This is a genomic window from Nocardiopsis coralli (genome assembly GCF_014892575.1).
GTDB lineage: Bacteria > Actinomycetota > Actinomycetes > Streptosporangiales > Streptosporangiaceae > Nocardiopsis > Nocardiopsis coralli.
The window spans coordinates 42,590-68,008 of record NZ_JADBGI010000025.1; the positions used below are offsets into that span (position 1 = coordinate 42,590).

General features: G+C 69.3%; 24 protein-coding genes. 10 read left to right on the plus strand and 14 right to left on the minus strand.

Annotated elements, in window-relative coordinates; all coding sequences use genetic code 11:
• Positions 1-258 precede the first annotated feature (258 nt).
• The 4 genes from IDM40_RS22765 to IDM40_RS22780 all read left to right on the plus strand — a co-directional run bounded on the left by IDM40_RS22765 (position 259) and on the right by IDM40_RS22780 (position 3,769).
• On the plus strand, positions 259-858 hold the full coding sequence (locus IDM40_RS22765) for a cob(I)yrinic acid a,c-diamide adenosyltransferase (RefSeq protein ID WP_193124086.1): 600 nt from the start codon (positions 259-261) through the stop codon (positions 856-858).
• Between the two features lie 207 nt (positions 859-1,065).
• On the plus strand, positions 1,066-1,956 hold the full coding sequence (locus IDM40_RS22770) for a LysR substrate-binding domain-containing protein (RefSeq protein WP_328807102.1): 891 nt from the start codon (positions 1,066-1,068) through the stop codon (positions 1,954-1,956).
• Between the two features lie 110 nt (positions 1,957-2,066).
• Positions 2,067-3,152 (plus strand): S-(hydroxymethyl)mycothiol dehydrogenase, encoded by a 1,086-nt coding sequence (locus IDM40_RS22775; RefSeq protein WP_193124087.1) that lies wholly within the window; start codon positions 2,067-2,069, stop codon positions 3,150-3,152.
• Positions 3,149-3,769, plus strand: a complete 621-nt coding sequence (locus tag IDM40_RS22780; RefSeq protein WP_193124088.1) for an MBL fold metallo-hydrolase — start codon at positions 3,149-3,151, stop codon at positions 3,767-3,769. The genes IDM40_RS22775 and IDM40_RS22780 overlap by 4 nt, the downstream gene beginning before the upstream one ends.
• Positions 3,770-3,846: 77 nt before the next feature.
• On the opposite strand, the gene IDM40_RS28900 is transcribed toward IDM40_RS22780, so the two are convergent.
• Complete coding sequence (locus tag IDM40_RS28900; protein ID WP_216631179.1) at positions 3,847-4,635, minus strand: helix-turn-helix domain-containing protein; 789 nt, start codon at positions 4,633-4,635, stop codon at positions 3,847-3,849.
• Between the two features lie 64 nt (positions 4,636-4,699).
• Here IDM40_RS28900 and IDM40_RS22790 point away from each other — a divergent pair, with 64 nt between their 5' ends.
• From IDM40_RS22790 to fabI, 3 genes are all read left to right on the plus strand, one after another.
• A complete protein-coding gene (locus IDM40_RS22790) occupies positions 4,700-5,197 on the plus strand; it encodes a VOC family protein (RefSeq protein WP_193124089.1) in 498 nt (165 codons plus the stop codon).
• 262 nt (positions 5,198-5,459) lie between these two features.
• Positions 5,460-10,943, plus strand: coding sequence for an ATP-binding protein (locus IDM40_RS22795; RefSeq protein ID WP_193124090.1), 5,484 nt, complete (start codon positions 5,460-5,462; stop codon positions 10,941-10,943).
• A gap of 171 nt (positions 10,944-11,114) precedes the next feature.
• Entirely contained in the window at positions 11,115-11,888 is a 774-nt protein-coding gene (gene fabI / locus IDM40_RS22800; protein WP_193124091.1) for an enoyl-ACP reductase FabI, read from the plus strand.
• Between the two features lie 614 nt (positions 11,889-12,502).
• Here the strand turns inward: fabI and IDM40_RS22805 are convergent.
• A complete protein-coding gene (locus IDM40_RS22805) occupies positions 12,503-13,078 on the minus strand; it encodes an ATP-binding protein (protein ID WP_193124092.1) in 576 nt (191 codons plus the stop codon).
• A gap of 244 nt (positions 13,079-13,322) precedes the next feature.
• On the opposite strand from IDM40_RS22805, the gene IDM40_RS22810 reads away from it, so the two are divergent.
• The 3 genes from IDM40_RS22810 to IDM40_RS22820 all read left to right on the plus strand — a co-directional run bounded on the left by IDM40_RS22810 (position 13,323) and on the right by IDM40_RS22820 (position 14,949).
• The gene (locus IDM40_RS22810) at positions 13,323-14,174 is read left to right on the plus strand and encodes a helix-turn-helix domain-containing protein (RefSeq protein WP_193124093.1); all 852 of its coding nucleotides are present in this window, start codon (positions 13,323-13,325) and stop codon (positions 14,172-14,174) included.
• Complete coding sequence (locus IDM40_RS22815) at positions 14,175-14,366, plus strand: DUF397 domain-containing protein (RefSeq protein WP_193124094.1); 192 nt, start codon at positions 14,175-14,177, stop codon at positions 14,364-14,366. It begins immediately after the preceding gene.
• A 391-nt stretch (positions 14,367-14,757) separates the two neighbouring features.
• Complete coding sequence (locus IDM40_RS22820) at positions 14,758-14,949, plus strand: DUF397 domain-containing protein (protein ID WP_193124095.1); 192 nt, start codon at positions 14,758-14,760, stop codon at positions 14,947-14,949.
• Between the two features lie 471 nt (positions 14,950-15,420).
• Here IDM40_RS22820 and IDM40_RS22825 read toward each other — a convergent pair whose 3' ends face one another.
• The 12 genes from IDM40_RS22825 to IDM40_RS22880 all read right to left on the minus strand — a co-directional run bounded on the left by IDM40_RS22825 (position 15,421) and on the right by IDM40_RS22880 (position 25,397).
• Positions 15,421-15,906 (minus strand): DUF2550 domain-containing protein, encoded by a 486-nt coding sequence (locus IDM40_RS22825; RefSeq protein WP_193124138.1) that lies wholly within the window; start codon positions 15,904-15,906, stop codon positions 15,421-15,423.
• 16 nt (positions 15,907-15,922) lie between these two features.
• Positions 15,923-16,312 (minus strand): F0F1 ATP synthase subunit epsilon, encoded by a 390-nt coding sequence (locus IDM40_RS22830; protein WP_193124096.1) that lies wholly within the window; start codon positions 16,310-16,312, stop codon positions 15,923-15,925.
• A 129-nt stretch (positions 16,313-16,441) separates the two neighbouring features.
• On the minus strand, positions 16,442-17,890 hold the full coding sequence (atpD, locus tag IDM40_RS22835; RefSeq protein ID WP_193124097.1) for a F0F1 ATP synthase subunit beta: 1,449 nt from the start codon (positions 17,888-17,890) through the stop codon (positions 16,442-16,444).
• A 4-nt stretch (positions 17,891-17,894) separates the two neighbouring features.
• Entirely contained in the window at positions 17,895-18,815 is a 921-nt protein-coding gene (locus tag IDM40_RS22840; protein ID WP_193124098.1) for a F0F1 ATP synthase subunit gamma, read from the minus strand.
• Positions 18,816-18,818: 3 nt separating this feature from the next.
• Positions 18,819-20,459: a F0F1 ATP synthase subunit alpha gene (gene atpA, locus IDM40_RS22845; protein ID WP_193124099.1), complete on the minus strand. Its 1,641-nt coding sequence runs from the start codon at positions 20,457-20,459 to the stop codon at positions 18,819-18,821.
• A 73-nt stretch (positions 20,460-20,532) separates the two neighbouring features.
• Positions 20,533-21,354, minus strand: coding sequence for a F0F1 ATP synthase subunit delta (locus IDM40_RS22850; protein ID WP_193124100.1), 822 nt, complete (start codon positions 21,352-21,354; stop codon positions 20,533-20,535).
• Complete coding sequence (locus tag IDM40_RS22855) at positions 21,354-21,896, minus strand: F0F1 ATP synthase subunit B (protein WP_193124139.1); 543 nt, start codon at positions 21,894-21,896, stop codon at positions 21,354-21,356. The genes IDM40_RS22850 and IDM40_RS22855 overlap by 1 nt, the downstream gene beginning before the upstream one ends.
• A 56-nt stretch (positions 21,897-21,952) precedes the next feature.
• The gene (gene atpE / locus IDM40_RS22860; RefSeq protein ID WP_193124101.1) at positions 21,953-22,171 is read right to left on the minus strand and encodes an ATP synthase F0 subunit C; all 219 of its coding nucleotides are present in this window, start codon (positions 22,169-22,171) and stop codon (positions 21,953-21,955) included.
• 116 nt (positions 22,172-22,287) lie between these two features.
• On the minus strand, positions 22,288-23,139 hold the full coding sequence (gene atpB, locus IDM40_RS22865) for a F0F1 ATP synthase subunit A (protein WP_193124102.1): 852 nt from the start codon (positions 23,137-23,139) through the stop codon (positions 22,288-22,290).
• A gap of 99 nt (positions 23,140-23,238) precedes the next feature.
• Positions 23,239-23,469, minus strand: a complete 231-nt coding sequence (locus tag IDM40_RS22870) for an AtpZ/AtpI family protein (protein WP_193124103.1) — start codon at positions 23,467-23,469, stop codon at positions 23,239-23,241.
• Positions 23,470-23,574: 105 nt separating this feature from the next.
• A complete protein-coding gene (locus tag IDM40_RS22875) occupies positions 23,575-23,997 on the minus strand; it encodes a hypothetical protein (RefSeq protein ID WP_193124104.1) in 423 nt (140 codons plus the stop codon).
• A 251-nt stretch (positions 23,998-24,248) separates the two neighbouring features.
• Positions 24,249-25,397, minus strand: coding sequence for a glycosyltransferase family 4 protein (locus IDM40_RS22880; RefSeq protein WP_193124105.1), 1,149 nt, complete (start codon positions 25,395-25,397; stop codon positions 24,249-24,251).
• Positions 25,398-25,419 lie beyond the last annotated feature (22 nt).

Consider the following 25,419-nt stretch of genomic DNA (forward strand, 5'->3'; position numbering starts at 1 on the left):
ACCCCCCGGTTTCACGCCGCCCGCCGTGCGGTGTCTCCCCCTCGCGCTGTGCGGCCCGTGTGGCCCCCCTCTTTCTCAACCACACGGGACTTGCGCGATCACCGCCGAAAGCTACTCTGTGTAGCTTCCATGTGCCCCAATGTATCAGTGACCTGCGTCACCTTCACCCTCTGATATCGAACAGTTATCCTCTGTCTCCGGAACCTTCCGATACGGCCGGAAATCGGGCGCTCTTCTCTGGAGATCTAGAGTTGGGGCATGACGAAGAAGGACACGGACCAGCCCGTCGTGCTGTCGAAGATCTACACGCGCACCGGCGACGACGGCACCACGGCCCTCGGCGACATGAGCCGCACCGACAAGAACGACACCCGCCTGGTGGGGTACGCCGACGCCGAGGAGGCCAACGCCGCGATCGGCCTGGCCCTGGCGCTCGGCGAGGTCTCCGACGACGTTCGGGCCCTGCTCACGCGTGTGCAGAACGAGCTGTTCGACCTGGGCGCGGACCTGTCCACGCCGGTGGTCGACAACCCGGAGTTCCCGCCGCTGCGGGTCCTGCCGGAGTACGTCACCGGCCTGGAGGAGGCCTGCGACCTCTACAACGCCGACCTCCCCAAGCTCCGCAGCTTCATCCTGCCCGGCGGTTCCCCCACGGTCGCGCTCTTCCACTCGGCCCGCACCGTCGTGCGCCGCGCGGAGCGGTCGGTGTGGGCGGCGATCGCCGAGCACGGCGACAGCGTCAACCCCCTGACCGCGACGTACCTGAACCGGCTCTCCGACCTGCTGTTCATCCTCGGGCGCCACGTCGCCGGCGAGGGGGACGAGGTCCTGTGGAAGCCCGGCGGCGAGCGCGGCTGACGCCGACCCCCGTGACCACGTCCGGCGGCGGCCCGGACCGCCCCCGCGCCGCCGCCGAGCGCTTCCGCCTCAGCGCACGCGCCTGCCTGAGGGGCCCGGGCACTTCACGAACGCAAGTGTCGGCACCTCACGCATCGCCGGCGGGTCCGGCGGTCGCGCGAGGCGACTACGTCCGAGCACGCACCGCGTACGGCTATCGTTCGCGGCGTGGAGCTACGACAACTGAGGCATTTTGTTGCGGTCTGCGAGGAAGAGCACTTCACCCGGGCCGCCGCGGGACTCGACATCACCCAGTCCGGACTGTCCGCTTCCGTGCGGGCCCTGGAGAACGACCTGGGGACCCAACTCCTGCTGCGCACCACCCGGCGCGTCACCCCCACCCCCACCGGACGGCTGCTCCTGGCCGAGGCCCAGCGCATCCTGGCCGCCGCCGACGGGCTGCGCGAGCTGGTCGCCGACGACCAGCAGGTGCGTGGCCCCCTGTCGCTCGGCACCGAACAGTGCATGGGCGTAGTGGAGGCCGCACCGCTCCTGCACAAGTACCGGGACCGGCACCCCGGCGTCACCGTCAACCTCCAGCAGGCGGCCACCGGACACCTGCTGGAGCAAGTACGAACGGGGCACCTCGACGCGGCGCTGGTGGCGGGCACCCTGCACGGCGCCGAGGGGGTACGGCTCCTGCCGATCGCCGAAGAACCCCTGATGCTGCTGACCGCGTCCGACCACGTGGTGGGCGAGGACGAGCTCCCCGGGGCCCTGGAGCACGAGGAGTACGTCGACCTGCACCCCGGTTGGGGCGCGCGCGACTGCGCGGACCGGGCGTTCGCCGACTTCCGCATCTCCCGGACGGTGGCCCTCCAGGTCAACGACGTGTACACCTTGCTGGACCTGGTGCACCGGCGCATGGGCGTGGCCGTGGTCCCCCGGCCGGTGACACAGAAACCGCAGGCCGAGGGGTTGCGCGGGGTCACGTTGCCCGGGCGGACCCGTTGGAGGGTGGCGCTGGCGCTGCCCGAGGCGGCCGTGCTCTCCACCGCGACCCGTGCGTTCGTCGAGCAGCTCGGCGAGGAGCATCCGATTGATGACTCCGGGTTGTGAATCCCAGTCGTTCCACATGTTGGACACACATGAGCCTGGTGGGGCAGGGTGAGCCGGAGCGCGGTGCCCTCCGACACCGCCACCGGCCCCGAAGCTCAGGGAGTGTGCAGATGTCCCAACAGGTCCGAGGTGTGATCTCACGCGCGAAGGGCGCACCGGTCGAACTGACCACCATCGTCATCCCCGACCCGGGCCCGGGAGAGGCGGTGGTCGACATCCAGGCGTGCGGGGTCTGCCACACCGACCTGCACTACCGGGAGGGCGGGATCAACGACGAGTACCCCTTCCTGCTGGGGCACGAGGCCGCGGGTGTGGTCGAGTCGGTCGGCGAGGGCGTCACACACGTCCGTCCCGGTGACTACGTGGTGCTCAACTGGCGCGCGGTGTGCGGTGAGTGTCGTGCGTGCAAGCGCGGGCGCCTGCAGTACTGCTTCGACACGCACAACGCCGAGCAGAAGATGACGCTGGAGGACGGTACCGAGCTCGAGCCCGCGCTCGGCATCGGGGCGTTCGCCGACAAGACCCTCGTGGCCGCGGGCCAGTGCACGAAGGTCGACCCGTCGGCCTCCCCCGCGGCGGCGGGGCTGTTGGGCTGCGGGATCATGGCCGGGATCGGCGCCGCCATCAACACCGGAGAGGTCGGCCGCGGCGATTCCGTGGCCGTCATCGGGTGCGGCGGCGTGGGCAGCGCGGCCGTGGCGGGTTCCCGGCTCGCTGGGGCCGACCGGATCATCGCCGTGGACCTCGAGGACCGCAAGCTCGACTGGGCCCGCGGGTTCGGCGCCACCCACACCGTCAACGCCCGCGAGAACGACCCGGTCGAGGCGATCCGCGAGCTCACGGGCGGTTTCGGCGCCGACGTGGTCATCGACGCCGTGGGCGTGCCGCAGACCTACGAGCAGGCGTTCTACGCCCGCGACCTCGCGGGTACGGTCGTGCTGGTCGGGGTGCCCACCCCGGACATGCGCATCGAGCTGCCGCTGCTCGACGTGTTCGGCCGCGGAGGGGCACTGAAGTCGTCGTGGTACGGCGACTGCCTGCCCTCGCGCGACTTCCCGATGCTCGTCGACCTGTACACGCAGGGCAGGCTCGACCTGGACGGATTCGTCACCGAGGAGATCGGCCTCGGTGACGTCGAGGACGCCTTCGCCCGCATGGAGCGCGGCGATGTACTGCGATCGGTGGTGCGGCTGTGAGCGACGCCCGAGTGGAACACCTGACGACCTCCGGGGTCTTCGCCCTGGACGGCGGTTCATGGGACGTGGACAACAACGTCTGGATCGTCGGGGACGACGACGAGGTCGTGGTCATCGACGCCCCGCACGACTCCGCCGCGATCATCGAGGCGGTCGGCGACCGCGAGATCCTCGCGGTGCTGTGCACGCACGGGCACAACGACCACGTCAACGCGGCGGTGGAACTGGGCGACGCCATGGCCGCCCCGGTCCTGCTGCACCCTGACGACCGTGTGCTGTGGGACATGACCCACCCCGACCGCGAGCCCGACGGCGAGCTGTCCGACGGGGAGACCTTCGAGGTCGCGGGCACGGAACTGACCGTGATCCACACGCCCGGCCACGCACCCGGCGCGGTGTGCCTGTACGCCCCGCAGCTGGGTGTGCTGTTCAGCGGCGACACCCTGTTCGAGGGCGGCCCGGGCGCAACCGGCAAGTCGTACTCGGACTTCCCGACGATCGTGGAGTCGATCCGCAAGCGGCTGATGTCCCTGCCGCCGGAGACCGTGGTCAACACCGGGCACGGCCCGTCGACCACGATCGGTGCGGAGGACGCGAACGTGCCCGAGAAGGGCTGACCCCGTACCGACCCCGGCCCCGGGCCCGCTGTGATCCACGGCGGGCCCGGACCTGTGTGCGGGGGCCGCCTCGCCCGTCACCCGTGGTCGGCCACGCGGCCCGCACGCCGGGTCTGCGCGGGCGTCTCACCCAGCACCGCCCGGTAACGGCGGGTGAAGTGGGCCTGGTCGGCGTAGCCCAGCTCGTCGGCGAGGGTGGCGAGGTCGGGGTCGGGCCGGGTGAAGAGGGTGGTCGCCGCCTGCTGCAGCCGGCGGCACTCGATGAGCCACTTCGGGGTGACCCCGGTGTAAGCCTTCACCAGGCGTTCCAGCCTGCGTTCCGACAGCCCGAGCACGTCGGCGAGCTCCGCCGTCCGGAGCAGGTCGGCACGTTCCTCGGCGATCCGGCAGGCCTCGTTGACCAGGCACCCGCGCTCGTCGACGCGTTCGGCCACGGGCCCGAGCCAGTTCTGGAGGACCTCGACGAGCCCGGCCCGGTCCGTACCGTCCGCACGCTCCATCACCTCGAGCACCGCCCCGAGGGGTGCGCCCACCAGCGGCTCGTGCGAGGCGACCAGCCGTTCCGGCGGTGTGTCCGTGAGGAACGGCGCCGCGGCAGGACGCAGGAGGATCCCCACCGCCCAGGACGTGCCGGCCAGGGTACGGACGGAGACCCTGCGGTCCGGGCCGTACAGCCCGGCCTCTCCCGGCATGATCACCGCGTTGAAGGCCGGATACGTGAGCACACGTTGCGGTCGGGTCCGGCCGTCCGGCACCGACCACCGCACCACCCACACGTGCCGCACGAGGCCGTCCGCCCCGATCCCGAAACGGTCGAAGCGGACCTCGGGGTCCCCGGGGTTGAGGTGGCCTCGGGATCGCACCACCGGCCGCCTCCTGGTGTCGGGTTCGTTCAAGACGCACGCTCGCCGCCGGGCCTACGTTAACGCCATGGAACACGAGATCACCCCTGTGACAGGGGCACACACCACCAAGGGCAGGCCCAACGGCGTCACGTCGCTCACCCCGCACCTCGCGGTCCCGTCCGCGAAGGAGGCCGTCGCCTTCTACCGGGACGTGTTCGGCGCGACCGTGGGCGAAGTGACCGAGATGGGCGGGGTCGTCGTCCACGCCGAGATCGGGTTCGACTCCGGCGGCCTCACCTTGGGTGAAGCGGTCGAGGGCCACGGACTGGTCGCCCCGGATCCCGAGCGCGGGGCCGACTACTCGCTGGCCCTGTACGTTCCCGACGTGGACAAGGTCGTCGCCGCGGCCGAGACAGCGGGCGCAACGGTCCGGGAACCCGCGGCGACCTTCGTCTCGGGCGACCGGTACGCCTCCGTCGTCGACCCGTTCGGGGTCCGTTGGACCCTCATGACACGCGTCGAGGACCTCTCCCCCGAGGAGAGCGCCCGCCGGGTCGCCGAATGGGCCCGCGCCCAGGGGTGAGCCTCTCGCGCCGGGCGGAGGGCCGACGGTCCGCCGTCCTCTGTCCCGGACCCCCATTTGTGGCGAACCTCGCGTCCACTCACCCCCGAACGGCCCACCCGGCCCAGGACTTTGTGGGGTTCCCACAACGCACGCGAGCTGACATGGGCACTTCGGACGATTGGTACGAGGCCTCGCGGTACGACAGAGTGGGATACAGGTGAAGGCGGTGGTCCGGTCCTCGGACGCCGCCTTCTGTCTGTGTTCTTGGGAGGCTCAACCGGTGTTCAGTCGTGTCGCCATCGTCAACCGTGGTGAGGCCGCCATGCGGCTCATCCACGCCGTCCGGGACCTGGCCGCGGAGACGGGGAGGCAGATCACCACGATCGCCCTCCACACCGACGCCGACCGTGACGCGACCTACGTGCGTGAGGCCGACCTCGCCCACGAGATCGGCCCCGCCTCGGCCCGCCCCTACCTCGACCACGCCGTGCTCGAACGCGCCCTCGTCGACACCGGGGCCGACGCCGCCTGGGTGGGTTGGGGTTTCGTCGCCGAGGACCCGGCCTTCGCCGACCTGTGCGACAAGCTCGGCGTGGCCTTCGTCGGGCCCAGCGCGGAGGCCATGCGCCGGCTCGGCGACAAGATCGGCGCGAAACAGCTCGCCGAGGAGGTCGGTGTCCCGGTCGCCCCGTGGAGCGGCGGCGAGGTCGCCACGCTCGAGGACGCCCTCGAGGTCGGCGAGCGCATCGGTTACCCCCTCATGCTGAAGGCCACCGCGGGCGGCGGCGGGCGCGGGATCCGCAAGGTCTCCTCCGCCGACGAGCTCACCGAGGCCTACGAGCGCACCACGCAGGAGGCCCTGCGCTCCTTCGGTTCCGGCACGGTGTTCCTGGAGCGCCTGGTCACCGGCGCGCGCCACGTCGAGGTGCAGGTCATCGCGGACGGCCAGGGCACCGCGTGGGCGCTGGGCGTGCGCGACTGCTCGGTGCAGCGCCGCAACCAGAAGATCATCGAGGAGTCCTCCTCCCCCGTCCTGTCCCCCGAGCAGACCGCCGAGCTCAAGGCCTCCGCCGAGCGCCTGGCCCTGGCCGTGGACTACCGGGGCGCGGGAACCGTCGAGTTCCTGTACCACCCCGGTGAGGAACTGTTCGCGTTCCTCGAGGTCAACACCCGCCTCCAGGTCGAGCATCCCATCACCGAGGCGACCACCGGCACCGACCTGGTGCGCCTGCAGCTGCACGTGGCCTCCGGCGGCAAGCTCGAGGGCGAGCAGCCCGCGGAGCTCGGCCACGCCGTCGAGGCCCGCCTCAACGCGGAGGACCCCGACCGCGACTTCGCCCCCGCCCCCGGCCGCATCGCACGCCTGTCCCTGCCCGCCGGTCCCGGTGTGCGGGTCGACACCGGTGTGCGCGAGGGCGACACCATCCCCGCGGACTTCGACTCCATGATCGCCAAGATCATCGCCTACGGCCGCGACCGCGACCAGGCGCTGGCCCGCCTGCGCCGCGCGATGTCCGAGACCACGGTGATCATCGAGGGCGGCGCCACCAACAAGAGCTTCGTGCTGGACCTCCTCGATCGCCCCGAGGTCATCGACGCCAGCGCCGACACCGGGTGGATCGACCGGGTGCGCGCCGAGGGCGGCCTGGTCGCCCACCAGCACTCCGCGACCGCCCTGGCCGTGGCCGGGATCGAGGCCTACCAGGACGACGAGGAGGTCAGCCGCGGCCAGCTGCTGTCCACAGCGCACGGCGGCCGTCCGCAGGTGCGCCACGAGCCGGGCCGCCCGCTCGACCTCAAACTGCGCGGCGCCACCTACAAGGTGAGCGTGGCCCGCCTGGGGCACGACCGGTTCCGGGTCGGCATCTCCGGCGGCGGCGCGGTACAGACCGCCGAGGTCGCGCTCGAACGCTTCGACACGCACAGCGGCCGGATCGTCGTCAACGGCAGCCCGTTCCGCCTGGTCTCGGCCACGCACGGCCCCGTCCACCTGGTCGAGGTCGAGGGCGTCACCCACCGGGTGAGCCGCGACGAGGGCGGTGTGGTGCGCTCCCCCGCCCCGGCCCTGGTGGTGTCGGTGCCGCTGTCGGTCGGCGACGAGATCGAGGCCGACGCCCCGGTCCTCGTGCTGGAGAGCATGAAGATGGAGTCGGTGCTGCGCGCACCGTTCCGCGCCCGGGTCAAGGAGTGCCCGGTCACCGTGGGCAGCCAGGTCGAGACCGGCGCCCCGCTCATGCGCCTGGAACCGCTCGAGGACGAGGGTTCGGAGAGCGCCGCGGAGGAGACCGAGGAGGTCGGCCTCGACCTGCCCGAGCCCGCCGTCGCGTCCACGCCCGCCGAGCGCGCCGGGCTCCACCTGCGCGACCTGCGCGGTGCGGTGCTCGGTTTCGACGGCGACCCCGAGGAGCCCACGAAGGCGCTCCCGGACTACCTGGCCGCCCGCGAGGAGCTGGAGCCCCGTCCGCCGGAGGGTGAGCTCGACCTGCTCACCGCCTTCGCCGACCTGGCCGAGCTCACCCGCAACGAGCCCGCCGACGAGGCGGGCGCCGGGGCCGACCAGGCGGTGCACAGCTCCCGCGAGTACTTCCACGCCTACCTGCAGAGCCTGGACGTGGAGCGGGCCGGGGTGTCCGAGGCCTTCCGCGGCAAGCTCGCCACGGCCCTGGCCCACTACGGCGTCACCGACCTGGACCGCACGCCGCAGCTGGAGCGGGCCGTCTTCCGCATCTTCCTGGCCCAGCGCCGGATGGCCACCCACGTCTCGGTCGTCACCGAACTCCTGCGCCGCTGGGCCGGTGACGTCCCGCCCGCGGAGGACCTCGGCGAGCGCGCCGGCCTGGTGCTGGAGCGCCTGGTCGAGGCCACGCAGGTGCGGTTCCCGACCGTCTCCGACCTGGCCCGGGGTGTGGTCTTCCGCTGGTACGCCCAGCCGATGCTGCGCCGCAACCGCGCCCAGGTGTACGCGACCGTGCGCGAGGAACTGCGCCACCTCGACCGGAACCCGGACGCCCCCGACCGAGCCGAGCGCATCCAGTCGATGGTGGCCTGCTCCGAGCCGCTGGTGCGGGTCCTGGGCCAGCGCATCGGACGCCCGGGCCGCGACCACAGCCCGCTGCTGGAGGTCCTGACCCGCCGCTACTACGGCAACCGCGGACTGTCCGAGGTCTCCGTCGAGGACTCCGAGGGCTGCCGGTTCGTCACCGCGCGCCACGGCGACACCGACGGCGACACCAAGGTGGTCACCACCGCGGTCGACATCTCCGCGTTCCCCGAAGCGATCGCGGCCGTGGGCTCCTACGCCGGCGCCTGCGGTGAGGGCGAGCTGGTCGCCGACCTGTACCTGCGGTGGGAGGACCAGCCCGGACCCGAAGCCATGGCCGAGGAGCTCGGGCGGTACCTGTCCGGCATCGGGCGTCCCGCGGGTGTGCACCGGGTGACCGTCACCGTCGCCGGCACCGGGAACGCGGTCATGCACCACCACGTGACCTTCCGGCCCGAGGGCGAGGGCTTCGCCGAGGACCGGCTGATCCGCGGGCTCCACCCGCAGATCGCCCAGCGCCTGCAGCTGCAGCGGCTGCGCGAGTTCGACCTCACGCGCATGCCGTCGGCCGACGAGGAGATCTACCTCTTCGAGGCCACCGCGCACGCCAACCCCGCCGACCAGCGCCTCGTGGCCATGGGCCAGGTGCGCGACCTGACGCCTCTGCGCGAGTCCGACGGGCGCCTGGTCGCACTGCCGGCCGTGGAGGACACCCTCGCCGGCTGCCTCGACGGGATCCGCAACATCCAGGCGCGGTTGCCGAAGAACAAGCGGTACGCCACCAACCGGATCATGGTCTACGTCTGGCCCTCCACAGAGCTCGACCGCGAGGACCTGGACACCCTGGTACAGCGCATCCTGCCCACGACCGAGGGCGCCGGGCTGGAGGAGGTCCAGTTCGTGGCCCGCCAGCGCGACGCCGCCGGCGAGCTGTCCGAGGTCGCGGTGCGCATCACCCTCGACCCGGCCCGCGGCCCGCAGCTGCACGTGGAGAAGCCGTCCCAGGAGCCGGTGCTGCCGCTGGACGACTACGGGCAGAAGGTGCGGCGCGCGGCCGCCCGCGGCACCACCTACCCGTACGAGCTGACCGGCCTGCTCACCGGGGCGGAGGGCACCTTCACCGAGTACGACCTCGACGCGGACGGGGCGCTGGCCCCGGTCGAGCGTCCGGCCGGGCAGAACTCCGCGGCGCTGGTGGCCGGTGTGGTCACCACCCCGACCCCGCGCCACCCGCAGGGTGTGACGCGTGTGGTGCTGCTGGGCGACCCGACCAAGGCGCTGGGGGCGCTGTCGGAGCCGGAGTGCTCGCGTGTCATCGCCGCCATCGACCTCGCCGACCGCATGCAGGTCCCGGTGGAGTGGTTCGCGCTGTCGGCCGGCGCCCGCATCTCCATGGACTCCGGCACGGAGAACATGGACTGGGTCGCGGCCGCCCTGAAGCGGATCGTCACCTTCACCCAGGACGGCGGCGAGATCAACATCGTCGTCGCGGGCATCAACGTGGGCGCCCAGCCGTACTGGAACGCCGAGGCGACCATGCTCATGCACACCAAGGGCGTACTCGTCATGACCCCGGACTCGGCGATGGTGCTGACCGGTAAGCAGTCGCTGGACTTCTCCGGCGGTGTCTCGGCCGAGGACAACCACGGCATCGGCGGCCACGACCGTGTCATGGGCCCGAACGGGCAGGCGCAGTACTGGGCCCCGAACCTGGCGGCCGCGAGCGACGTGCTCATGGGCCACTACGACCACACGTACGTGGCGCCCGGTGAGAGCGCCCCGCGTCGGGCCGAGACCGGTGACCCGGTGCAGCGCGACGTGTCCGAGTTCCCGCACAAGGTGGAGGGCAGCGACTTCTCCACGGTCGGGGAGATCTTCTCGGCCGAGCACAACCCGGACCGCAAGAAGCCGTTCGACATCCGTACCGTCATGCGGGCGCTGTCCGACCAGGACCACCCGGTGCTGGAGCGCTGGGCCAACATGGCCGACGCGGAGACCTCCGTGGTGCAGGACGCCCACGTCGGCGGGTGGCCCGTGTGCCTGGTGGGCATCGAGTCCAAGTCGGTGCAGCGGACCGGGTTCCCGCCCACGGACGGGCCGGACGCCTACACCGCGGGCACGCTGTTCCCGCGTTCGTCGAAGAAGACCGCGCGGGCGATCAACGCCGCCTCCGGCAACCGGCCGCTGGTGGTGCTCGCGAACTTGTCGGGCTTCGACGGGTCGCCGGAGTCCATGCGCAAGCTCCAGCTGGAGTACGGCGCGGAGATCGGCCGGGCGATCGTCAACTTCGAGGGCCCGATCGTCTTCTGCGTCGTGGGGCGGTACCACGGCGGTGCGTTCGTGGTCTTCTCCAAGGCGCTGAACGAGAACATGACGGTGCTGGCGGTGGACGGTTCCTTCGCCTCGGTGCTCGGGGGTGCGCCCGCTGCGGCCGTCGTCTTCGCGGGCGAGGTGAAGAAGCGGACCGCGGCCGACCAGCGCGTCAGTGACCTGCAGGCGCGGGTGTCGGAGGCCGGCACCGCCGAACGCGCCGAGCTCAACGCCGAGCTCGCGGAGGTGCGGGCGTCGGTCCGGGCGGAGAAGCTCGGCGAGGTCGCCGCGGAGTTCGACCGGGTGCACAGCATCCGGCGCGCGGTCGAGGTCGGGTCGGTGGACGCGGTCATCAGCGCGGCAGAGATGCGCCCGCGGATCGCCGAGGCCATCGAACGCGGCCTGCAGACCTGACCGTCCTCACCGCACCGGGGCCCTGAAATAGGGTCCCGGTGCGCCCCGGGACGATCGCGGAGCACCGCGGAGGCGTCCCGGCCCCCGACAGCCCGGCCGACGGCGCGGGCCGACACCGTCGGTCCACGCCGAGCCCCCGAGCCGAAACCGCCACACAGCAAGGAGTCCCACGTGAACCTCTTGATCACCGGCATCACCACGCAGTCGTCCATCGCCTACTCCGTCGCCGAGCACGCGATGGAGCAGGGCCACGACGTGATCCTCACCAACCCGCCCGGGCGGCAGTTCTCGATCCTGGAGCGGGTCGCCAAGCGTCTGCCGAAGGAGCCGGTCGCCGTCCTGCCGATGGACGTGACCGACCCGGAGCAGATCACCGAGACGGCCGAAAAGGTCGCCTCGCACTGGGACCACGTGGACGGGCTGCTGCACTCGATCGCCTACGCACCCGGTGACGCGCTGGGCGGGAACTTCCTGAACACCGCGTGGGAGGACGTCGCTCAGGCGATCCACGTCTCCGGGTTCTCGCTCAAGGCGCTGGGTGTCGGGTTCCGGGAGCTCATGGCCGCCGCCCCGAACGGTGCCGGTGTGGTCGCGCTGACCTTCGACGCGTCGGTGGCCTGGCCGGTCTACGACTGGATGGGGTCGGCCAAGGCGGTGCTGGAGAACTCGGCCAAGTACCTGGCGCGCGACCTGGGTCCGGAGGGGATCCGCGTCAACACGATCAGCGCCGGCCCGATCAAGTCGCTGGCCGGGGGTTCGATCCCGGGCTTCGACCAGATCGCGGACCGTTGGAGCGAGTCGGCGCCGGTCGGCTGGGACACCAAGGACTCGTCGGTGGTGGCCGACCCCGCGCTGTTCCTCATGTCGCCGGGTGCCCGCGGGATCACCGGGACCACGCTGCACGTGGACGGCGGTTACGACGCGATGGGTTCGCCGATCGCCTGACCGGCCCGAGCCCGTGCTGTCACGAGGCGCCCCACCTTCGCCGGTGGGGCGCCTTTTTCTGCCCGGAACCCGGCAGGCCGCAGGACCCACGGGTTCTGCGGGACCAAAGGGGATGTCGAGGGCCGCGGAAGCCGGGAGACATGGAGACGGGGTCTCCTTCCCCTTCGAGGTGTGTGCGGGGCCCGCATGGGGCATCGGACCCCGCACACACCATGTGCGGCCCCGCGCGCGATCTGCTCAGCCCTCACGCGGGGCCGCAACGGCCGGAGCCGCGGCGGCGGCCGGACCGGAGCCCCGACCCGGCCGCAACACACCCATCATCCGCCCCACACACCCCACCCCGCACTCGCCCGGCACCCCGTGGCCACATCCGGACACCCCGTGTAAGCGGTGTAAGCGCAAACCTCACCTCTCGGACGCCAGCGCCTCCCGCAACCCACCAGATGTGAGCGCCGTGACCAGATCGGCAGGGCACGGACAACGGCGTCGCACAAGCACCGCGACGAAGTGCAAACGGCCACGATGGTCGTGCAACTCGCAGATCAGGTGGTGCGGGAACTCCGCACGCAACGCAACCAATTCACGGCTGGGAAAGATGCGGTAGCCGTCCACGCTCACCACCCGGCAGCCCGCGACGCTGGACGCGTCCAGGTGGAGGAACTCGGATGCACCGCACGAGGGACTCGGACGTCGTGCGCCGCCCGGGCCCTGTCGGCCTGCGGCCAGGAGAGGGTGAAGTACACCTCCGTGCCCTGCCGGGCCGCCACGCTCCCCCAGGTTCGGGCGAGCGCATTCACCAGGAAGAGCCCTCGCCCGTACGCCACTGACCCCCGACCCTGGCGCGTGTGCCTGAGGACCGAGTCGGGCCGACGGACGGAATCGGCAACCGGACCGCGGACGGAGATGCGCAGACAGTCGGTGTAGAAGAACGCCGAGACGACGAACGCCCCGCGCCCGCCCGAGTCGGGCGTGTGCAGCAGGGCGTTCGTGGCGAGCTCGCTCGTCATGAGTATCGCGTCCTCGGCGATCTGCGCGGGTATGAGCGCTCCGGTTGGCCGGAGTGCCATACGGCGCCGCAACCAGTCACGCACCTCCCTGACGGAGGAGGTGTGCATGGCGAACCGGCCGAGGTGCCGGTGGGGTTCGGCCCAGTGCGTGGATGGGGGCTTCTTGGTATTACGCTGCTGCATACGTCCGCTCCTGGTCTTGTCAGGTAGTGGGCCAGGCCCTGGTCGGTGGTGTTGGCACCGGCCAGGGCCTTTCTTGTGTGCGCTCAGCTAGCTCGACGGGAAGTCGGGCAACGCACAGTCACTATGATGAGCGGCACAGCGCATACTCGCAAGCGATCTTAAATAGTCCGTCGCATTTTTAACCCAACTCGTGGATGACATGGAAGAATGTCCCCACACAGCGGGAGAGAGGGAGGGAGCGGACGTGAGGACGCGTCTCAGCCTGTCCGTACGAGGCAAACGGCTGCTGCGTGAGCTCAAGCGCCTCCGGACCGAACGAGGCATGAGCCCAGAAGACGTCGCCGGCCAGTTGGGCTGGCACAGGACGAAGCTGTACCGGATCGAGCGCGGCCAGAGCCGACTCATCCTCGATGATCTCGATGAGCTCCTGGAGCTGTACGGGGTGCGGTCACCAGAACGCGAATCCCTGTTCAAGCTCGGCAAGGAAGCATGGAAACGTGGCTGGTGGTTGGCCTACCGGGACCTCTACCAGGGCGAAAGCTTCTTCGTCATGGAGAACGACGCCGCCAGAATCAGTTTCCACGCGCCCACCCTGCTCCCCGGACTGCTCCAGACCGAACACTACGCACGGCGGATCATCCGCACTATGGACCCCATCTGCGATGACGACGAGGTGGAACGTCAGGTCTCGGCCCGCGTGGAACGCCAAGGCGTACTCTCCCGAGCAGACCCCCCGATCGTCACCGCCGTTATCGATGAGGGCGTCCTTCGTCGAAGCTCGGGCTCAAGAGTTACCGACCGGGAACAACTACAGCATCTGCTCCACCTGAGCCAGTTCCCTCACATCGACCTTCGTGTGGTTCCGTTCAGCTCCGGTGTCTACATGGGCCAAGCCGGTCAGTTCACGGTCTTCGAGTTCCCTGACGACGGCGACAGTCCTGTGGCCTACCAGGAAGGCCTCTTCGGCGACGTCTACGTGGAAGATTCCGACGATTTGGCGCGGTATACGCTGGCCCGGACCGAATCTCTCGGCGCTGCGCTCAACCCCCAGGAAACCCAAGCGCTGCTGTCGGACCTGCTGAAGGAGAACGAGTAGATGAGTGACGCGAGAGCGCCGCTGTGGCGGACCAGCAGCTACAGCGGAGCCGGCAAGGAGTGCGTCGAGGTGGCGGACAACGCCGGCGGCGCACTGGTCCGCGACTCCAAGCAGCCCGAACAGGGCCACATCACCATCCCCAGCCACGGATGGAACACATTCCTCACAGCCCTCAAGGCCCCCAGAAGCTGAACGGCCCCGGAAAGAAGATGGGGCCTGCGGTCCGCATGTGTTCGGACCGCAGGCCCCAGGGAAGAGACGAGCGTTCGATTCGGAGTGTGTGCGGAGCCCTCTGAGGGCGAACCCCGCACACACCATGCGCCGCCCCGCGCGCGATCCGCTCAGCCCTCGCGCGAGGCCGCGGCGGCCGGAGCCGCATCAGCAACCGGACTCGGAGTTGTCCGGTGAGGGGACTGACGAGCCCGGCCGCAACACCTCCATCATCCGTTCCAGACGCTCCGTACCGCAGGATGCAAGCACTCCACGGCCACATCCGGACACCCCGTGTAAGCGATGTAAGCGCAAGCCTCACCCTTGGGACAGAGGACCCCTACGGTCGAACCTGCTGAAGGAGAACCAGCGAATGAGTGACGCGAGAGCGCCGCTGTGGCGGACCAGCAGCTACTCGAAGGCCAGTGGCGAGTGCGTCGAGGTGGCCGACAACGTCGGCGACGTGCTGATCCGGGACTCCGAGCAGCGCGAACAGGGCCACATCACCATCCCGGGCCATGGGTGGAGCATGTTCCTCACGACGCTCAAAGCCCCCAACAGCTGAGCGTCGGGAAAGAGAACCCTCGGGAAGAGGGCGCGGCCTGCACGCCGGGGTGAGGTCGGCCCCGCAGGCGCCGGGAGGGGCGGGCCGTTGGTTGGCCTGGTGCGCGCGGGGCTCGAAGGGGGTTGCTTGAGCCCCGCGCACGTCCTGGGAAGCGGCCTCGGAGCGTGCCCCCGGCGACGAGGGGCGGCCTTGCGCTTCACCCTCATCATTGCGCATCGACGCAGGCCAGGACGGTTGGATCACCCCCGTGGCCGGATGCGGACACACGATGTAAGCGCCCGAGCAGCGAGAGCCACGTGCCAACCCCCGCGTTTACAGCCCAGACAGACGTTTTCCCTGTTCAAGAGGGATCCAGCGCTCAGCGCGGTGCGCTTACGCAAAACCGTCGGCGCTCACATCTTCGTGTGAGCGCCGACGAAAGACCAGAAACCACCGGCGACCGGGGAGCGCGGAACGCCGACCCCGGGGTCCTCACGCCTCCCAGTGCGTCCCGGGGGGCATCGACTCCAGCCACGACAGGAACCCGGTCATCGCCATCTCGCCCATCGCGAGCTCGAAGGCGGCCTCCGTCGGGTCCTCGCCCTCGGCGGTCAACCACCCGAGGCTGACCACGCTCACGTCGGCGGGCAGCCGGTCGCGGTCCTCGGGCGTGGGGGAACGCCGCCCCACAATGACAAGACCGCGGCGCGACAGCGTAGCTGTCGGCCGCGGTCTGAGCGAGAAGATCGGGAACCAGCCGAGGCTCTCCGAGCCGTACCGGCCGAAACCGATACGCCATACACCTCGGCGTCCCCGAGCTCCGGGCGCACGCAGATAACACTCGACCGCGCCGCCGCGCCGCTCGATCACCGAACGGCGCAACGCGCCGGCGAGCAGGACCACCGCCCCGACCAGGAGCACGGCCAGCAGCGTCCACTGCGCGGTCTCGAACCCGATCCCCGACAGCAGCCGCTCCATGACCACCCAGTCCGTTCTAGGCGACGTCCTCGCCGGCAGCACGCAGACGGCTGCGGGCGCGGCCGAGAGCGACGTTGTCGCCCTCCTCGGTCGCGGTCGTCAGCGCCGTGCGTGCACGGTCCACATCGATGTCCTCGGCGAGCTCGGCGGTCTCGGCGAGGATGGACACCCGACCCTCACCCGAAACCGAGACGAACCCGCTGTGCGCGGCGACCCGGACCTCACCGGTCTCGCGCGCACCCAGTACGCGAACGACGGCGTCGTGGGCGAGAACCGAGAGCACCGGGACGTGCCCGGGCTGAACGCCGATCTCACCCTCGACGGTCTTCGCGATGACCATGTCGCCCTCGCCGGCCCAAACCTCGTGCTCGGGCGAGACGATCTCGACGAAAAGCTTCTTCGACACTGCCACAAACTCCTCGGCTAGCGGGTGGGTTCGGCCGGGCCGGCCCCGACTCGTTTCCTTCGGGGCGGCCCGGCCCGACTATCCCGCCCGACGCCCGCCCACGATCGGGGACGGACGCATGGCGCGGTTCTAGCCTTCCTGCAGCTTCTTGGCCTTCTCGACGACCATCTCGATGTTGCCGGCGTCGAGGAAGGCCTGCTCGGGCAGGTGGTCGTACTCGCCGTCGCAGACCGCCTTGAAGGAGGAGATCGTCTCCTCCAGCGGCACGAACACGCCCGGGTTGCCGGTGAACTTCTCGGCGACGAACATGTTCTGCGAGAGGAAGCGCTCCAGGCGGCGGGCCCGGTTCACGACGACCTTGTCCTCCTCGGACAGCTCGTCCATACCGAGGATCGCGATCTGGTCCTGCAGGTCGTTGTTGCGCTGCAGGATCTCCTTGACGCGCTGGGCGACGTCGTAGTGCTCCTGGCCCACGTACTGCGGGTCGAGGATGCGCGAGGACGAGGCCAGCGGGTCCACCGCCGGGTAGATACCCTTCTGCGAGATCGGGCGGGAGAGCTCCGTCGTCGCGTCCAGGTGGGCGAACGTGGTCGCCGGCGCCGGGTCGGTGTAGTCGTCCGCGGGCACGTAGATCGCCTGCATCGAGGTGATCGAGTTACCGCGCGTCGAGGTGATGCGCTCCTGCAGCTGACCCATCTCGTCAGCCAGGTTGGGCTGGTAACCCACGGCCGAGGGCATACGGCCCAGCAGCGTGGAGACCTCCATACCCGCCTGGGTGAAGCGGAAGATGTTGTCGATGAACAGCAGCACGTCCTGGTTCTGGACGTCGCGGAAGTACTCCGCCATCGTCAGAGCCGAGAGCGCGACGCGCAGACGGGTGCCCGGGGGCTCGTCCATCTGGCCGAAGACGAGCGCGGTGTCCGGGAGGACCCCCATCTCGTCCATCTCCAGGAAGAGGTCCGTACCCTCACGGGTGCGCTCACCGACACCGGCGAACACGGACACACCACCGAAGTTGCGGGCGATACGGGTGATCATCTCCTGGATGAGCACCGTCTTGCCCACACCGGCGCCGCCGAACAGACCGATCTTCCCGCCACGCACGTACGGCGTGAGCAGGTCGATGACCTTGATGCCGGTGACCAGCATCTCGGTCTTGGACTCGAGCTGGTCGAAGGACGGCGCCTTGCGGTGGATGGGCCACCGCTCGCTGACCTGCAGCTCGGAGCTGGGCACGTCCATGGACTCGCCCAGCGTGTTGAACACGTGGCCCTTGACGCCGTCGCCGACGGGCACGCTGATGGGCGCACCGGTGTCGCGCACCTCGGCGCCGCGGACGAGACCGTCCTGCGGGGCCAGGGCGATCGCACGCACCTGGTTGTCACCCAGGTGCTGGGCGACCTCGAGCGTGAGGGTCTTGGTCTCGCCGCCCAGCGTCACGTCGACGTGGAGGGCGTTGTAGATCTCGGGGATGGAGCCCACGGGGAACTCCACATCGAGGACCGGGCCGGTGACCCGGGAGATGCGGCCGGTGGCGGTGGCGCCAGCGCCGGCCGTCCCTTCAGCAGTCGCAGTCACTTTCTTACTCACTTCCCGCGCTGGCACCAGAGAGGGCGTCGGCGCCGCCGACAATCTCACTGATCTCGTTGGTGATCTCGGCCTGACGCGCCTGGTTGGCCAGGCGGGTCAGGTTCTTGGCGAGCTCCTCGGCGTTGTCCGTGGCGGCCTTCATGGCTGCACGGCGCGACGCCTGCTGGGAGGCGGCCGACTCCAGGAGGGAGAAGTAGATCCTGTTGGTCACGTACTGCGGGAGCAGCTGGTCCAGGACCTCCTCGGCGGAGGGCTCGAACTCGTACAGCGGCAGTGCCTCGCCACCGTGCTGCTCCTGCAGCTCCTCCTCGTCGACCTCTTCGACCTCCAGCGGGAGGGCACGCACCGAGCCCGCTGTCTGGGTCAGCATCGAGACGAACTCGGTGGAGACCACGTGGATCTCGTCCACGCCGCCTTCCTCGGTGTCCTGGGAGAACTTCTCCATGAGGGTGGAACCGATGTCCTGGGCGTCGGCGTAGGACGGGCGCTCGGTGATGCCCTCCCACGAGCCCTCGATCGGACGCTCGCGGAACTTGTAGAAGGCGATCCCCTTGCGGCCGACCATGTAGGTGACGACCTCCTTGCCCTGCTCATGGAGGAGCTGGGTCAGGGATTCGGCCTCCTTCATGACGTTGGCCGAGAAAGCTCCGGCCAGACCCTTGTCACTGGAGACGACGAGAACGGCAGCACGCTTGGGGTTCTCGGCCTCGCTCAGCAGCGGGTGGTCCTCCACCCGGCTGGCCAGGGCCGAGACCGCACGTGTGATCTCCCGTGCGTAGGGGCCGGCAGCCTCGGCCGCGCGCTGCGCCTTGGTGATGCGCGTCGCGGCGATGAGCTCCATCGCGCGGGTGATCTTGGCCATCGACTTCGTCGACTTGATCCTCCGGCGATAGACGCGAAGCTGTGCACCCATGGGTTACTTCCCGCCCTTGGCGACCTTGATGGTCTCCTGGCCGACCTTCTCCTGCTCGAGAGCCTCGGGCTCCGCCTCCTGGCCGAGCAGCGTGCCGGCCGAGGTCTGGAAGCCCTGCTTGAACTTCTCGATCGCGTTCTCGAGAGCGCTGCGGGTCTCGTCCTCGAACTTGCCGCTCTCGCGGATGTTGTCGAGGATGCCCTTGTGCTCGCGCTCGAGGTAGGAGAGGAAGTCGTCCTCGAAACGGCGCACGTCCTCGACCGGGACGTCGTCCACGTGGCCGGAGGTACCGGCCCAGGTGGAGACGACGGTCTTCTCCATCGCGAAGGGCGAGTACTGCCCCTGCTTGAGGAGCTCCATCATGCGCTCACCGCGGGCGAGCTGCTGCTTGGAGACCGCGTCCAGGTCGGAACCGAAGGCCGAGAACGCCTCGAGCTCGCGGTACTGTGCCAGGCTCAGACGCAGGCTGCCGGAGACCTTCTTGGTCGCCTTGGTCTGCGCGGAACCACCCACACGGGAGACCGAGATACCGACGTCGATCGCCGGGCGCTGGCCCTGGTTGAACATGTCCGAGTCCAGGAAGACCTGGCCGTCGGTGATGGAGATGACGTTGGTCGGGATGTAGGCCGAGACGTCACCCGCCTTCGTCTCGATGATCGGCAGGGCCGTCATCGAACCGGCGCCCATCTCGTCGGAGAGCTTGGCGCAGCGCTCCAGGAGACGGGAGTGCAGGTAGAAGACGTCACCGGGGTAGGCCTCACGGCCCGGCGGGCGGCGCAGCAGCAGCGACACCGCACGGTAGGCCTCCGCCTGCTTGCTCAGGTCGTCGAAGACGATGAGCACGTGCTTGCCCTGGTACATCCAGTGCTGGCCCAGGGCCGAACCGGTGAAGGGCGACAGGTACTTGAAGCCGGCCGGGTCGGACGCCGGGGCGGCGACGATGGTGGTGTAGTCCATCGCGCCGGCCTCCTCGAGGGCGCCGCGCACGGAGGCGATGGTCGTGCCCTTCTGGCCGACGGCGACGTAGATGCAGCGCACCTGCTTGTCGGGGTCGCCGGACTCCCAGTTGGCCTTCTGGTTGATGATCGCGTCGATGCCGACCGCGGTCTTACCCGTCTGACGGTCACCGATGAGCAGCTGGCGCTGCCCGCGACCGATGGGGGTCATGGTGTCGATCGCCTTGATACCGGTCTGGAGGGGCTCCTCGACCGGCTGGCGCTGCATCACGGTCGCGGCCTGGACCTCCAGGTCGCGGCGCTCGTCGGAGGCGATCTCGCCCTTGCCGTCGATCGGCTGACCGAGGGGGTCGATCACGCGCCCGAGGAAGTCGTCCCCGACCGGCACCGAGAGGACCTGGCCGGTGCGGCGCACCTGCTGGCCCTCCTCGATGCCCGTGAAGTCACCCAGCACCACGACACCGATCTCGCCGATCTCGAGGTTCTGGGCCATGCCCAGTGTGCCGTCCTCGAACTGAAGCAGCTCGTTCGCCATCGCCGAGGGAAGGCCACCGACGCGGGCGATGCCGTCACCGGAGTAGATGACGGTACCCACCTCTTCCGCGCGGGTGGCACCAGGCTCGTACGACTGGACGAAGCGCTGTAGCGCGTCCCGGATCTCGTCCGGTCGGATCGTCAGCTCCGCCATCTCTACGTTGTCCTTGCTCTCAAATGGCGCCGGGCCGGCGCCGTGCGTGCTTGCCTTGCGTTGTTCGCGTGTGTCAGCCGGCCAGACGGCGCTGGACCTCAGCGATGCGCCCGGCGATGGTGCCGTCGATGACCTCGTCACCCACGCGGACCGAAAGGCCACCCACGATGTCGGGGTCGACCTCGGTGTTGAGGTGGATGGCGCGGTCGTACTTGCGGGTCAGGAGAGTCCTGAGCCGCTCCAGCTGCGCCTCGCTCAGCGGGTGGGCACTGCGCACCACAGCGATGTAACGCTGGGCGCGGTCGGCGACCAACTGCCCGAGGTGCTCGAGCGCCTGTTCCAGGGTACGTCCCCGCGGACGGGTGACCGCTTGGCCGACCAGAGCCAGCGTCGCGGAGTTCACCTTGCCCGAGAGCAGGTTCTCCACCAGGGAGAACAGCTGGGACTCCTCCACACCTTCCCGGGTCAGGGCAGCGCGCAGCTCGGGCTCGGAGATGACGATCCGCTGGAAGCGGAACAGCTCGTCCTCGAGCTCGTCCAACCGCGTGCCCTCGACCGAGGTGACGGTCGCGTAGACCGCCAGGCGCTCCAGGGCGTTGGTCATGTCGCGCGCACCGGACCAGGGCTGGGAGACGACGTCGTTGACCACGATGACCGTGGACGGCGACACCTTGCCCTCGAGGACCTGTCCCACGAGGCCGGTCTTGGCCTCGACGGGGTTGGCCTGGTCCGCGAGCCAGCGGCGGAGCGAGTGCTCGCGGTCGAGCACTGCCACGACCTCGAAGAGCTCGCTCCCGAGGGAGACCGCGTGCTGGGCGGCGTCCGCCGACGCCAGGACGTTCTCGTCCAGGCGCCGGGTCGCCTCAGCCAGGGAGTTTCGGCTGATCCCACGCATCAGCGCACCTCGGCTTGCTTGGTGCTCTCGCTCTGCTCCAGCTCCTCGAGGAACCGGTCGACCACGCGGTTCTGCGCGGCGCTGTCGTTCAGGGTCTCGCCGACGATGCGGCCGGCGAGATCGGTGGACAGCGAACCGATCTCGTTGCGGAGCTGGACGAAGGCCTGCTGGCGGTCCGCCTCGATCTGGGCCTGTGCGGCCTCGACGATGCGGCGGGCCTCCACCTGGGCCTCTTCGCGGGCCTCGGCGATGATCGCGGCGCGCTGTTCCTTGGCCTTCTCGAGCTCCTGGGCGTACTCGCGGTGCGCCTCTTCGAGCTTCTCGCGGTACTGCTGGCGGATCTCCTCGGCCTCGGCCTCGGCGCGCTGTGCCCGCTCGATGCCGCCCTCGATGGCGTCGTGGCGCTCGTCGAGGACCTTCATGACCTTGGGTACTGCCTTGCGGGCCACAAAGAAGTAGACCACGGCGAGTGCGATCAGACCGAAGGCGAACTTCACCCAGTCGATCCGCAGAATGTTCTCTTCGGCTGCCAACTCCACCAACATGGTCAGCCCTCCTTCGCGTCAGATGCCATCAAAAACGGTTGGCAGGAACAGCTTTAGATGGCGAACGCGAGGACGAAGCCCAGAATGGCGAGGGCCTCGATGAGCGCGAAGCCCAGGAAGATGTTGGTCTGCAGCGGGCCGCGGGCCTCGGGCTGACGGGCGATGGCCTGCATACCGAGACCGAAGACGATACCGACACCGATACCGGCGCCGATGACGCTGATGCCGTAACCGATGCTGTTGAGGTTGCCCTCGATGGCGGCGATGTCCATAGTGTTTCCCTTTACTCGACGTCCGGCGTCGCATTTCCGCGATTGGTCAGTGCGCCGGGTGTGGACGGGTCGTTACACCTTCGTTCCGGCCGGGGAGGCCGGAATCCAGGGGTTCTTTAGTGAGCGGCCTCGAGAGACTGATTGAGGTACAGGCTCGCCAGCAGCGTGAAGATGAACGCCTGGACGAGCATGATCAGGATCTCGAAGACGAAGAAGAGGATGTAGCCGATCACCGCGGCACCGGAGAACAGCACCGAGACCGCAGCCAGCGCCGGCTCGGCGCCGATGCTCAGCATGTACCAGCCGCCGTAGGCGAACACGGCCAGCAGCAGGCTGCCCGCGAACATGGTCGCGAACAGACGCAGGGCGTGCGTCACCGGGCGGATGATGAAGACCGAGAGGGTCTCGATCGGGGTGACCAGCACGTAGATCGGCTTGGGCATCCCGGGCGGGAAGATCTGGTTCCTGATGTAGCCCCATCCCCCCTGCTGGCGCATACCGACCACCAGCGTGAGGACGAAGATGAACAGGGCGAACATCGCCGGGAAGGAGAGGTCGCTGTTGACCGGCAACATGCCCGGGATCAGACCCGAGATGTTCATGAAGACGATGAGCGTGAAGATCGCCGTCATCAGCGGGATGAACTTGTCACCCTTGGCACCCATGGTGGGGCGGGTGATCTGGTCCCGGATGAACAGCACGAACATCTCGCCCACGCCCTGCCTGCGACCGGGGACGAGGCTCAGCTTCTTGCTGAACCACGACCACAGGAGCAGGGATGCGCCGAGGGCGACGACCAGCAGGACCAGGTAGAGGTCGATGCCGTCGCTGCCGGGGATGCCGCCGAGCCACGGTTCGGGGAAGAACATCCCGATGCTGGGAGCCTCGAACCCGCAGCCCGCCTCTCCTTGAGCAGGGAAGAGGTGGCAACCCGGTTCGGCCGCGAGAATGCGCGCGTCAGCACTCACGGCGAATCCTTTCGTCGTGACGCAAGAAAGCCTCTTGGATGGTTGTGGAGGAGGTCGCCCGAACCCGGACGGGTGTCGGACTCACTCCGGCGGGAGAGTTCAGGCCTGGCGGGACTTGGCGACGATCAGGTAGACCGCGCCGACCAGGCCGAGCACCGCCCCGATGGGCAGAAAGAGTGCATCGAAGCCCAAGAGCCAGTCCGCGATCCAGCCGATGCCGGTCCACACGAGCACACCCGCGAGGAGAGTGGAGAACATGGCCCAACCGTCGGACTGACGCGGCGCTTGCGCATCGCGGTCCTGGGTGTCCTTGGCTGGTTCGCTGCTCATCTCGCTCCGGAATATAGCATGTGGCGCCGGGCTGGAACGGGGCCTCCCGCCTGCCGTCGGCCAGGGTATTACGCCCGCTCTCGCGGGCCCCCGCGGGGTGCCCCATCACGTGTTCCCCGACGTCTCGTCCGGATCCACGTGCGGGATCTTGGCCTTGGAGATCGCTCGGATCTGCCCGCCCAGCCAGACCAGTACACAGGCCAGCGCCGTGTAGACGAAGGCCTCGTTGTCCAGGTCAGCCATGAGAGGGCTTCGGCCGAGGGTGACCAACAGGATGCCCAGGACCGCCATCTTGATGACGAAGCCGAGCAGGTTGGCCGCCATGAACAGGTCCTTGTTCCGGCGGGACACCGCGATCACGGCCCACTGCCCGAGCCCGAAGCAGCTCAGCACGACCACTGCCCCCATGAGCGCGCTGAGCGCACTGGGTGCACCGCCGAGCAGTGCCGCCACACCGATGGCCAGAACCCCGCACACCACGCTGGGAAGTGCGGCGCCGCGGAAGATCGCGACGTCGTGTTCCTGCATGACAAAGCTCCGTCGGGGTTCTGTGGATACCTGCTCGTGAAAGCTATCACAAGGTTTCGGGGGCCGAATCCGGGGATGCCTTAACGCGACCTTAACGGCTCTCGAAACCCCACTTCGACGGCGCTTTCGGGCCTTGTGTCACCTTCGCCACATCCGCACCGATCAGGACATCCCAGGTCAGATGGGAGCCATCAGGGACCTTCGGTCACCGGGGGACCGAAGGCAGGTCCCGATCGAGAGCGACGGACCGGTCAATCGTGACCGGAACGAGTCTTAACGCGTCCTATACGCTCCCACGACAGCAGTCCGCGGCGGCGCAGTCGGGGCAGCACGATGAGACCGACCGCACAGACGGCGACCAGTGCCGTGACGGTCAGGACGATGAACGGGGTGTCGAAGACCGACAGCGACACCGCCGCGAACGCGACGATCCCCGCCCACAGGTACATCAGGAGCACCGCACGCACGTGGCTGTGTCCCATGTCCAGGAGCCGGTGGTGCAAATGGCCGCGGTCGGGGGCGAACGGGGACTTGCCCGCCAGGGTCCGGCGCAGCACGGCCAGCACAAGGTCGGCCAGCGGCAGCGCGATGACCAACAACGGCAACAGGATCGGCAGGAACACCACCAGGCCGGAGTTGAACTCCTCGCGTGCGGTGTTGGCGTCGAACTGCCCGGTGACGTTGATCGTGATCGAGGTCAGCAACAGGCCCAGCAGCATCGACCCGGTGTCGCCCATGAAGATCTTGGCCGGGTGGAAGTTGTGGAACAGGAAGCCCAGACACGTGCCGGCCAGGATGATCGCGATCATCGCCGGGTACGACTGGCGCTCGAAACCCTGCTCCACCGCGACCACGTAGTAGTAGGCGAAGAAGGCCAGCGCCGAGATGCCGACGATGCCCGCGGCGAGCCCGTCGAGTCCGTCGGCGAAGTTGACCGCGTTGATGGTGACCACGATCAGCAGCACCGAGATCATCGCGCCGAGCCAGGGCCCCAGCGACAACTGTGTGCCCGGCAGTGGCAGCCACAGGAGCTGGACGCCGTGCGCGACGAGGATGCCGGCCGCGGCGGTCTGCCCGGCGAGCTTGCTGATCGCGTCCATCCCCCACCGGTCGTCGATGATGCCGATGAGGGTGATGAGTCCGCCGGCCAGCAGCAGCCCCCACCAGGTGTCGGCGACGAAGACGTTCTGCAGGTGCGGGAGTTGCGCGGAGATCAGCAGCGCCGCCGCGAAACCGCCGTAGATGGCGATGCCACCCATGCGGGGGATGGGTTCCTTGTGCACGTCGCGGTCGCGCACCGGGGGTGTGGCCCCGATGGCGATCGCGAACTTGCGCACCAGCGGAACCAGTAGGTAGGTCACCGCGGCAGCGATGACGAACGTGAGTGCGTACTCGCGCACGTCCGTCCCCTCTAGGCTCTGT